General features: G+C 51.6%; 12 protein-coding genes. 7 read left to right on the top strand and 5 right to left on the bottom strand.

Annotation, left to right across the window (positions count from 1 at the left end):
- Both LBJ25_04995 and LBJ25_04990 read left to right on the top strand, forming a co-directional pair.
- The coding region (locus LBJ25_04995) for a hypothetical protein (protein ID MDR1453312.1) at nucleotides 1-330 on the top strand (330 nt) is incomplete at its 5' end.
- The gene (locus LBJ25_04990; GenBank protein ID MDR1453311.1) at nucleotides 331-1,248 is read left to right on the top strand and encodes a hypothetical protein; all 918 of its coding nucleotides are present in this window, start codon (nucleotides 331-333) and stop codon (nucleotides 1,246-1,248) included.
- Here LBJ25_04990 and LBJ25_04985 read toward each other — a convergent pair.
- Entirely contained in the window at nucleotides 1,199-2,341 is a 1,143-nt protein-coding gene (locus LBJ25_04985) for a glycosyltransferase (protein ID MDR1453310.1), read from the bottom strand. The two genes, LBJ25_04990 and LBJ25_04985, sit on opposite strands and share 50 nt — an antisense overlap.
- A complete protein-coding gene (locus tag LBJ25_04980) occupies nucleotides 2,338-4,365 on the bottom strand; it encodes a polysaccharide deacetylase family protein (GenBank protein MDR1453309.1) in 2,028 nt (675 codons plus the stop codon). Before LBJ25_04980 ends, LBJ25_04985 begins: the two co-directional genes overlap by 4 nt.
- Nucleotides 4,366-4,412: 47 nt before the next feature.
- On the opposite strand from LBJ25_04980, the gene LBJ25_04975 reads away from it, so the two are divergent.
- The gene (locus tag LBJ25_04975) at nucleotides 4,413-5,153 is read left to right on the top strand and encodes a hypothetical protein (protein ID MDR1453308.1); all 741 of its coding nucleotides are present in this window, start codon (nucleotides 4,413-4,415) and stop codon (nucleotides 5,151-5,153) included.
- Between the two features lie 4 nt (nucleotides 5,154-5,157).
- Here the strand turns inward: LBJ25_04975 and LBJ25_04970 are convergent, their stop codons facing one another.
- From LBJ25_04970 to LBJ25_04960, 3 genes are read right to left on the bottom strand one after another with little or no spacing between them, the layout of a single operon-like run.
- Entirely contained in the window at nucleotides 5,158-5,724 is a 567-nt protein-coding gene (locus LBJ25_04970; protein MDR1453307.1) for a hypothetical protein, read from the bottom strand.
- Complete coding sequence (locus tag LBJ25_04965) at nucleotides 5,721-6,236, bottom strand: GNAT family N-acetyltransferase (protein MDR1453306.1); 516 nt, start codon at nucleotides 6,234-6,236, stop codon at nucleotides 5,721-5,723. Before LBJ25_04965 ends, LBJ25_04970 begins: the two co-directional genes overlap by 4 nt.
- Nucleotides 6,237-6,272: 36 nt before the next feature.
- Nucleotides 6,273-6,410: a hypothetical protein gene (locus tag LBJ25_04960; protein MDR1453305.1), complete on the bottom strand. Its 138-nt coding sequence runs from the start codon at nucleotides 6,408-6,410 to the stop codon at nucleotides 6,273-6,275.
- 130 nt (nucleotides 6,411-6,540) lie between these two features.
- On the opposite strand from LBJ25_04960, the gene LBJ25_04955 reads away from it, so the two are divergent.
- The 4 genes from LBJ25_04955 to LBJ25_04940 are packed head-to-tail and all read left to right on the top strand — an operon-like array spanning nucleotide 6,541 to nucleotide 10,229.
- The gene (locus tag LBJ25_04955; GenBank protein ID MDR1453304.1) at nucleotides 6,541-6,858 is read left to right on the top strand and encodes a hypothetical protein; all 318 of its coding nucleotides are present in this window, start codon (nucleotides 6,541-6,543) and stop codon (nucleotides 6,856-6,858) included.
- A 43-nt stretch (nucleotides 6,859-6,901) separates the two neighbouring features.
- On the top strand, nucleotides 6,902-7,933 hold the full coding sequence (gene rfbB, locus LBJ25_04950) for a dTDP-glucose 4,6-dehydratase (protein ID MDR1453303.1): 1,032 nt from the start codon (nucleotides 6,902-6,904) through the stop codon (nucleotides 7,931-7,933).
- Nucleotides 7,923-8,273: a phosphomannose isomerase type II C-terminal cupin domain gene (locus LBJ25_04945; protein MDR1453302.1), complete on the top strand. Its 351-nt coding sequence runs from the start codon at nucleotides 7,923-7,925 to the stop codon at nucleotides 8,271-8,273. Before rfbB ends, LBJ25_04945 begins: the two co-directional genes overlap by 11 nt.
- A gap of 3 nt (nucleotides 8,274-8,276) precedes the next feature.
- Complete coding sequence (locus LBJ25_04940; protein MDR1453301.1) at nucleotides 8,277-10,229, top strand: DNA translocase FtsK; 1,953 nt, start codon at nucleotides 8,277-8,279, stop codon at nucleotides 10,227-10,229.
- The last annotated feature ends 111 nt before the right edge of the window (nucleotides 10,230-10,340 follow it).

The following is a 10,340-nucleotide window of genomic DNA, read 5'->3' as shown; positions in this document are numbered from 1 at the left end:
GGCCTGCATCAAAATATTTCCGCGACCGGCAATCTGGGGCAAGTCATCCGAAAAAATTATAAGATCACCAATCTGACCAATCCGCAGGGTGAGCCGCAGAGAGTGGAGATCACGGGCTGTCTTTGCACGCCGCTGGACACGCTGGCTGTCAATTTGGAACTGCCCGAGCCGCGGCAGGGCGATGTGTTGCGCGTGCCAAACTCCGGCGCCTACGGCTACACCGCTTCACCGCTGTTTTTTCTTGGCCACCCTACGCCGCCGGAGTATTTGCTACAGGACGAAAAGATCGCGCTGATCCGCGGCAGCAGGCGTTTAGCGGAATTTAATTGAATGGTAAAAATAATTCCGTATTCCGGCGAATATCTCCACTCCTATCAGGACTTCGCGCGGCGCAATTGGGGCGGACATTGTTATCAGCAGACGGAAAAATATTTGCGCTGGCTGTATGAGGAAAATCCCTGCGCCGGCAGAGAAAAATCTTTTTTAATCGTAATAGAGCCGCAAAGCAATCAAGTCGTCGGGGCAATACACAAGATGCGCTTGCCCTGGCTTATCGACGGGCAAAAAGTTCCGGGCAGTTCCATTCATAATCTGCTGGTCGACAAAAATTACCGGCAGGGCAGCGGCCTGCTGCTGATCGCTGCTTCACTAAATGGAGAAACTCAGGTGCTTTGTCCGGGTGTTCTGCCGCCTTTGAGCGCGGCTTACAAAATGCTGTGCTGTCAGGAAATAGACGCGCTCTGGTTTAGAAAAATAATTTTTCCGCCGTGGAAAAAAAATGTCCGCGCGCGGATCTTGACCGAGCCTTCCGCCGCGCAGATTGCGGAAATGGCCGCGGCGCTCAATCAGCGCTCCGGCGGTCATGTGCTCTGGGATAGTGAAATTTTTCGCTGGCGTTTTTTGCAGGGGCCGAAACATGTTTTCTTGGGGGCGGACGCCGCGAACTTTTTAATACTCTCCGTCGGCCAGCGCAAAGGCCTGACCGTTGCCAGAATTATTGATGGCCGGATCACGGATCAAAATTCCACACTCTGGCAGGATGCGCTGGATACCGTGCGGTCGCTGGGCGCTGTTGTTCTGCTCGGCTATACCGCGGATGAAAATTTGCGAAAATATTTTTTGACTAAAATAAAACCGCGCGCTGAACATCCACTGGTGTTTTTTTATCACCGGGACAAAAAAAACCAAACGCTGAATTTCAGCGCGGCGGCGGGGGATTTCGGCCTGGAAAGTTTTTTAAATAATTAAAATATTCCGTGAACATTTTCTTTTCTGTATATTTTGTGGTGGCTGTTTGCCAGCCGTTTTTGCCCAGCTCTTGGGCTAAACGCGGATAGGCGGTCAGATTAAATATAATGTTCGCCAGTTCGGAAGGATTTTGCAGCGAAAAAAGCAAGCCGTTTTTGCCGTCCACGACCAGATCGCGGATGCCGGTCGTCTTCGCGCCGGCTACCGGTAGACGACAGGCCCAGGCCTGTAGTATTGAGCCGGAATGTCCTTCATATAAAGAAGGCAAAACATAAATATCCATGACCTTGAGATAACGATACACGTCACTCTGCCAGCCGGCGAAAATAATTTTGTCAGATATATTCAATCGCGCGGCCAGCTGTTCCAATTCCGGGCGGGACGGTCCATCGCCGACTAAAAGTAGTCTGGCCTGCGGCAGCCTGGGCAGCAGCAGCGCCAGAGTTTCCAGCAAAAATTTTTGATTTTTTTCAGGATACAAACGTCCCAGTGCGCCGATGACAATATTTTGGGCTGTCAGCTGCAAGGCACGCCGCGCGGCGGCGCGGTCAATTTGCTTTAAGTATTTTTCAGCTGCTGAGTCCAGGCCATTATTTATCACGGTCACTTTGGCCGCCGGATATTTTTCGCGGCGGACAAATATGTCTTTGACGTTTTGTGATACAGCGATATGTCCGTCGTAGCAACAGCGTGCGGTGATGCCGTCAAGGAAAACTCGGGTTTTCCTTTTTTTCAGATCCGGCCCGCGCAGATTAGCGATAATCCGCGGCACGCCGGCCAGACGGCCGGCCAGACCGCCGGTAATAATACAGGGGTACAGCCAGTTGAGCAGAATATCCGGTTTTACTTTTTTTAAAACCCTGACCAGACGCGGAATAGTTTTCAAGGGATTGTGGTCGCCGCGCAGACGGATAACTTTTATGCCGCGCGCGGTCATTAGAGTTTCAAAAGACGGCTCTTCGTCAAGCATGCCGCAGGCATAAACCAGCCAGCCTTGTTGGCGCAAAAAAACCGCCAGCTTGTACAAAACATTTTCCGCGCCGCCGCCGGTGTGCAGGGAATAAATATACAGGAATATTTTTTTTCGCTTCATAAATGAATTTTGCGGCACAACAGCTTCAGCCAAAACCGCCCAAAAGTGTCATGCGCGTAAATGCCGACTCTAGGAAAAGCCAGCAGATCATCCGCACGCGAATTAGTCACGAAACCCAACCTGTATCCGGCTGTCCAGGCCGCTTTCAGCGTCCGCTTGTCCGTCGCGCCGCGCGGATAGCAGACCGTATTGACTGGCGCGGACAAATTTTTCTCCAGGATTTTTTTGGATTGTCGCAATTCCCAGGCCAGCTCTTTGTCCGCCAGCTGGTTTAATTCATAATGATTTAAAGTATGCGAGCCGACCGCCCAGCCGGATTTTCGCAGGCGTTTTAACTCCGGCCAGTCCAGCGGCAGATCGTCTTTGCTAAAATTTGTGCTGTTCTTGAAATCCCAGTAATAAGGTGCGGCGCTGCCGATTTTCTGCACGGTGACAAAAATTGTGGCGGAAATCCGGCGTTCTTTTAGGAGAGGCAGGGCGCGGCGAATATTGTCACGGTAGCCGTCATCAAAAGTTATTAAACAAATTTTATTTAAAAGCGGCGCAGCCTGCGCGATATATTCTTGATAAAAATCTTCCACATTCATAAATAAATATTTGCGGCGGCGCAGATAGTCGATCTGCCGGGCAAAATTTTTGGCTGAAACAGCCAGAGTGTTTTTGGCTGTCGGTTGCAAAATGCGGTGATAGGCTAAAACTAGAACTTTGCGATATTGCCGAAAATTAAAACCGCGCAAAGACTCTTCCAGCTTCAAGACCAGCAGGAGATAAAACCAGAGCAGATAAGCCATGATCGGCGCGCGCACCGAATCCTGAAATAGACCGTAAACCGCAAAACCTAAAATACCCAGAGCCAGACTATACGCCAGACCGCCGGAGAGCCGGCGCAGACGCCGCCAGGTAAGCGCGATAAGCAAAACGCTGCCTAGAAAACTTAAAAAACCGTATTCCACAAAATAGCCGAGGTACATATTATGCGGTGAAAAGACATAGATCACGCCGTCGGCCAGCGCTTCTCTCTGCATCACCTGCATATTTTCATAATTGCGGCGGAGTTCTTCCGGTGTTTTGTATTTGCCGCGCAGATCTATCCAGCGGCCGTTTTCCTGTTTCAGTTTGGCGTTGAGATGCCCGCCGCCCCAGCCGTTAAGCGGGCGCTGCGCGATTTGGCGCAGAGAAATTTCCGCCAGCATATAGTGGTCGCGGTTCGAGGCGTCATTGAGATCAAAGAGCGAGCGTATGGTTTTTTGCAGCGGCGCGACAAATAAGACGGCCAGAACAGCCAGAATTATTCCAGCGGCAAAGATTTGTTTCCAGTATTTTGTGCGGGCGAGCGACACGCTAAAAACAACGGCTAGAGCCACCAGCAAAGCGCGGCTGAACGAAAAAATTATATTAAAAATTGTTAGAGCTAGGACGCAGGTGTAAAAAATTTGTTTTAGAATATCAGAAGTTTGTTTTTTATTTCGCCGCGCGGCAATATTTTGCCAGAACCAGGCCAGATAAGCCGGCGCGGCCAGGCTCAGAAAAGCGGCGAAAACATTAGTGCCGGAACGCTGAATAAAAATCGAGCTGATCCGGTTCAGCCCTCGGCCTGCCAGTAAGAAAGCGGAGCCGGGGATAGCCGGCCAGCCCCAGTTGGTCAGGCCGTATTGTAAAAAGCCGCAGACCAGTACCAGAATATAGCCAGCGAACGCCACGCGCAATAAATAATTGAAATCCCGGGAGGAACGCACGGCGGCGGCTAAAAAATAAAAGGCTCCGATCAAGACTGTCAGCGATAGCGCGTCACCGAGCGCCTGCCACGGCAGATAGGCGTCGCACACTGACCACCAGGCCGCGAATAGCAGCAGACCGAACGGCAATTCATAGCCGGTAATTCTCCGCACCCAGCCCCAGGTTTTTTCTTTGGTGTAAGCGAAGAGCAGGCCAAGCAGGCCGGCTGCCGTGAAATTGGCGAGCCAAAACGGCAAAGCGACTAAATAAGCGCCCAGCAGGGTAAGGCAGAGGAAAAAAATGGACATCGGGCAAGTTTAACATAATCCGGAAATTTCCTGTTATAATTTTAGGCATGGTGGACAATTTAGTCGGCGGGATTTACGCCAATGTCAGCAAGATCAATCCGGAAACCTTGAGTCCAGAAGGCAAATTGTTTTTACGGCATTACCGGGAAGCTTTGCAGGAAAATCAGGCCATAGACAAAAATATCGGCAATCTCATCGCCACGGCGCTGATCAAATTTCACAATGACAAAGGCGAGGATATAACGCAGCTGCTACTGGAACTGATCACGATCAGTTTTCACGCGATCGAACCGTATCGCAAATACGCCCTAAACGTAGCCGAATATTTATTGCTGGGCACGGTCTTTGCCGTGCTGGCCATTACGGAAGATGAGGCGGAAATTCAAACTGTTATTGAGCAGCTAATGGTCGGGATTTTCACCAATCCGATCTACGAGTTTGATCTGGATGAGCGGCTGAAATTGAGCGCGTTGATCCATCAGGCCGGCGCCTATATCGGGGCTTTGAGTTTTTGGTCGCGCCAGTATGGCCGCCACACGCGTCAGATAAAAACGGCTTTGCAGCAGGGTTTGATCGAGGGACTGGAGATTTGCAATGCCGGCGGCGATGAACTGCTGGCCGCGCGCGAGCCGAAACATTACACTCTGGCGCGCTGGAAAGGCCGTCTGCATTTTTATTTCAATCTAATGTGGCCGCTTTTTGACCTCAATGCCAATATCATAATCCGCTGGCTGAACAAAACAACCGGCCTGGAGATCTGGCCGGTGCGACAGGCAGCCGGCGAATAAAAGATCAATCTTTTTTGGCGCCAGTTGACGCTTTTTTAAGAACGTCTTTTTGGAATGTGCCGAAAATATGTAGCGTTTCCGGTTTTCCATCCGCTCCGCGCAAATAATTGTAGAGCACGGCTTCCGGCTCTTGCTTGGCCGCTTTGTAACGCTCCAGTTTTTCCGCGTCGCCGCCGGAAACGTAAGTGTACACTTTGCGCAAACCGAGGTCTTTAAAAATATAATTATAAACCTGCGTGACGATAACCAGACCTAGATCGGTGCTACGGAATTCCGCGGGAATATAGATCTGCAAAACAGCATTGCGGTTTTGCCAGCTGAAATTTTGCAAGGCGATAAAAGCCGTCAAAATCTCACCGTTGGCTTCCGCGGCGAGCAGCCGCGTGCGCGCTTCGATCATCCGCCCGACCGCGATCTCTTTGAGCAGCTGGTTTTGTAGCAGGCGTTTATTCTGGCAGGGGTAAGTTGTTAGATTGTGCCGATAATAATCGGCATTGGTCAGCCAGGCGGCGACTTTGGGTATGTCGCGTTTTTCCAGATGGCGCAGATTGATCGTGATCTTTTCGCTCATTTGTAATAATCCTCTTTATTCAGGCCGAAAATTTCCTGATCGTGAAATTTGTTGTTGTAAAAAAGATGTTCGTTGAGCTGGCCTTCTTTTTTAAAAAAGCATTCCAGCAGGATTTTTTTCAGCTCCAGTTCGTGCGGCTGGCAGTGGCAGTATACTTTGACCAAATTGGTCTTGCTAAAAAGATTGACCAGTCCGGTTTCCAGCGCTTCTTTGAGGAGCTTGGTGTTGTTTTGGGAAGGCTGCAGGGTCAGACTGACTTCAGCGATATGCTGCGGATTATGAATATTGCTGAAAAGCAGCACGCCGATCGGCTGGCCGCTACGGTTGTGCGCCAGATAAAATTGATGATTGAGCGAGCTGATGAGCAGGGCGAGATCGTCGGCGCTGGCCGTCAGCGTGGTTTTGTTCAGAAAAAAAGAATCCCGCGATCTGACCGACCACTGACGGATCAAGGCGATGTTTTGCGGCTTGACTGATTCCAGATAAATATTTTCCCCGTCGAGTCTCGGCATGATTTTTTAAAATTATAGCATAGAAAAAAGGAAAAATTAGTTTAGCGACATCGCCACGGTGGCGGTCACCGTGCCGAAATCCATATTGTATTCCAGCGTTTTAATTTTTTGCGCTTTTTTACAGCCCTCTTCGCCGGCTTTGCGGATCAAATCTTTAATGTCTTTTTCTTTCATACTGGCCGCCTTTCATTGACAAACATACCCAGACTTGCCGGATTTATACCTGACAATACATTGAAAGTTTCTGCTGTAAAAACTGGAGAAAAATTGATTTGTGCTATAATTATTTTTCTCAAGGGGGATTATGAAACTCGATCATCTGCAACAGACGCAGTCCCAGCAGGCGCAACAGGCGCAAAAAGCTCTGCAGGCCAGCAAGCCGCAGCAAAACCGCGACGAGCTGGCCAAGGCTTTTTTGGCTTCCTGGGCGCTGGCCGACAAAGCGGCGGAAGTTGCCCAGGCGGACAAAAAACAAAAACAGGAAGAGCAGAAAAAACGCCAAAAGCCTTTCACCAAAGAGGATTACGAGAGTTACAACGAGCTGGACGATATTTTGGCCGAGATCGATGCGCGGCTGGAAAAAATGCTGGAGATCGCCAAACAAATAGAAGCGGCGGAGTGATCTAGCGTAACGGAACAAAAGATTTTGTGTTAAAATTTGGCTTATGAAAAAAATCCTCATTACCGGCGGGGCGGGGTTCATCGGCTCGGCGTTTGTCCGGCAGACTTTGCGGAAACACCCCGATTATCAGGTGATCAATCTGGACGCGCTGACCTACGCCGGCAATCTGGAAACATTGGCCGATATTGAAAAAGAGCCTAATTACCGTTTTGTCAAAGGTGACATTGGCGATAAAGAGCTGGCGGATAAACTTTTTGCGGAAGGTCTGGATTATGTGGTCAATTTTGCCGCGGAGTCGCATGTAGACCGCTCGATCGCCGGGCCGGAAATTTTTGCGCAGACCAATATTCTCGGCACGCAAAATCTGCTGGAGGCCGTGCGGAAATACTGGACAGCGGACGCTTCAAGAGCCTCAGCGTCCAGATACCTGCAGGTTTCCACCGATGAAGTGTACGGCTCCCTGGGTTCGGCCGGTTATTTTACCGAAGCAACTCCGCTGCAGCCGAATTCGCCGTACAGCGCCAGCAAGGCCGGCGCGGATCTGCTGACGCGCGCTTATTTCCACACTTTTGGCCTGCCGCTCCTGACGACGCGCTGCTCCAATAATTACGGGCCGTATCAATTTCCTGAAAAGCTGATCCCGCTGATGATCAGCAATGCGCTGGCCGACCGGCCTTTGCCGGTGTACGGTGACGGCAAAAATGTCCGCGATTGGCTGCACGTCAGCGATCATTGCGAGGCGCTCGATATCGTTTTGCATCAGGGCGCGCCCGGCGAAATTTACAATATCGGCGGACACAGCGAAAAAGAAAATATTTACATCGTGAAACTGATCTTGCGCGAATTGAAAAAACCGGAGTCGTTAATCAGCTATGTTAAGGATCGTCCCGGGCACGACCGGCGTTACGCTATCGATGCGGGCAAAATGGCTAAAAGTTTCGGCTGGCAGCCGCGTTACACTTTTGAGCAGGGCATTAAAGAGACCCTGCGCTGGTATCTTAAAAACCAGAAATGGGTTGATTCTGTCAAGTCCGGGGATTATCAAAAATATTACGAGAGGCAGTATGGCCAATAATTATATAGAAAACCGGCCGTGGGGCAGTTTTGAAGTTTTGCTGGATAATGTAAATTATAAAGTGAAAACTCTGACCGTCCGTCCGCACAAACGCTTGAGCCTGCAGTCACACCAGCGCCGCAGTGAAAATTGGGTGGTCACGGCCGGGCAGGCCTATGTGGAGATCGATGACGAGTTTTTGATCCTGGACAAGGGGCAGCACGTGTTTATACCAATCGGCGCAAAACACCGGCTGGAGAATAAAGGCGAGGTGGATTTGGTAGTCGTGGAAACGCAGACCGGCGCTTATTTTGGCGAGGATGATATTGTGCGATATGCTGATGATTTTCAGAGAAATTAACTTATGAGCCGGCTGGGGGATTTTTTTTGGAACGGTTTGTATTTTCTGGGAGGCGACGGCGTTTATGCCGCGCCGCTGGTCGTTTTATTGCTGAGCGTCTGGCTGCTCCTGCGGCGGAGAATTAAACATGCTGGCTGGCGTAGCGGCGGCGCGGTTCTTTTTCTGCTGGTCTTTTGCGCGATGGCAGAGCTTTTTGTCCAGCGCGGCGGCGCGCTGGGCGGACTTGCGGCAAATATTCTCAAAAATTATTTTGGTTCGATCGGCGCTTATTTTTTTCTGCTGATCCTGCTCTGGCTATCCGCGCTTTTGATGCTCAACTGCACGGTGAAAAATTTTGTGCTTTTTTTGTATAAGACTTTTGTCAGTGACAGCGCGCCGCCGAAACAGCCGGCTGTGCCGCGCGCGCCCAAGCCGCAGCGTTTAAATCCGCTCCCTCCGCGCGCGCCTCAGTCCAGACCGTCCGCGCGGCGGCAAGTTGTTCCTCCTCGACCAGCAGTCCGTCCGGTACGCGCGGCGGCCGCTGTCCCGAAGCCGGCCGCGCCTCGCTATGTCAGCCGCGCCGGCAATTATAAATTTCCGCCCTTGAAACTCCTGCGGCCGCCGGTCGACCCGCGCGAAACCCAGCGGCAGCAGGCGGCGCAGTTTTATCAGGACAAGCAGTTATTGGAAAACACGCTGGCCAGTTTTAACGTCAAGGCCACGGTAACGAACGTCTGTCAGGGGCCGTCGGTGACACGTTATGAGTTGACGCCCGGCCATGGTGTGCGTGTGAATAAGATCGCCAGTCTGGCCGATGATATTTCCCTGAATATGGCCGCGGCGGTGCGCATCGAAGCGCCAGTGCCCGGCAAATCGGTGGTCGGCATTGAAGTGCCCAATCAAGTCTCGCGGCCGGTCAATCTTTCGGAGCTGGCTGGCCAGCCGGAATTCAGTCGGCACCCGCTGACCGCCGCGCTGGGTTTGGATATCGCCGGCAGTCCGGTTTTTTGTTCTCTGCAGGACATGCCGCATCTGCTCATCGCCGGCGCGACGGGCTCCGGCAAATCGGTCTGCGTCAATTCGCTGATCATGTCGATCCTGCTTAAATCCGCGCCGCAGGATGTGCGTTTTGTGATGATCGATCCGAAAAAAGTGGAGTTGAGCGTTTACAGCGATCTGCCGCATCTGGCCGCGCCAGTGGTCGACGATGCGCAGATGGCGCAGATCGTTTTGAAACACTGGGCGCTGCCGGAAATGGAAAACCGCTACGAGGAATTCAAAAAAGCCGGCGCGCGCAATATCGAAGATTTCAACCGCCGGCCGGGTAGGCATCTGCCTTATGTGGTAATAATTATCGACGAATTGGCTGACTTGATGCTGGTCGCTTCTAAAAACGTGGAAGAATCCATCAATCGTCTGGCCGCCAAAGGTCGCGCGGCCGGCCTGCATTTGGTGATCGCCACGCAGCGTCCTTCGGTGGATGTGATCACCGGCCTGATCAAAGCCAACGTGCCCTCGCGCGTCGCCTTTGCGGTCAAGTCGCAGATCGACTCGCGCACGATCATTGACGGCATGGGCGCGGAAAAACTGCTCGGCAAAGGCGATATGCTTTACTCGCCGCTTGGCGCGCGGCAGGTCCGGCGCGTGCAGGGCGTCTTTGTTTCCGATGAGGAGATCAATCAAGTCACCCGTTTTATCCGCGCGCAGTCTCCGCCGGCATATGAGCTGGATCTGAGCAAATTGCGCGCGCAGGCTGAGCAGACGGAAGATGCCGACAAACTGGCCGCGTCCGGTTCCGGCGGGCCAAATGTGCGCAATGATGGCAAGGATGTGCTTTTTGATCAGGCGGCGCAGCTGGTGCAGTCCACTGGCAAGAAATCCATTTCTTATATTCAGCGCAAATTTCGCATCGGCTACAACCGCGCCGCGCGTATCGTCGAGGAACTGGAAGCCGCCGGTTTGCTGGCCGGTTTTTGATCCCCCGACGCAGCAGAAAAAATCACTGCAACAAGATCAAACTGCTTACGATAGATTGATACGAGAGCGGGAACGTTCTTGAATAAAAAAATAAAAGGAGTGATTTTTATG

The sequence above is a fragment of the Candidatus Margulisiibacteriota bacterium genome (genome assembly GCA_031268855.1).
Taxonomy (GTDB): domain Bacteria; phylum Margulisbacteria; class Termititenacia; order Termititenacales; family Termititenacaceae; genus Termititenax.
The sequence above is the reverse complement of the archived record's forward strand: the minus strand, read 5'-3'. Positions and strand labels throughout refer to the sequence as shown.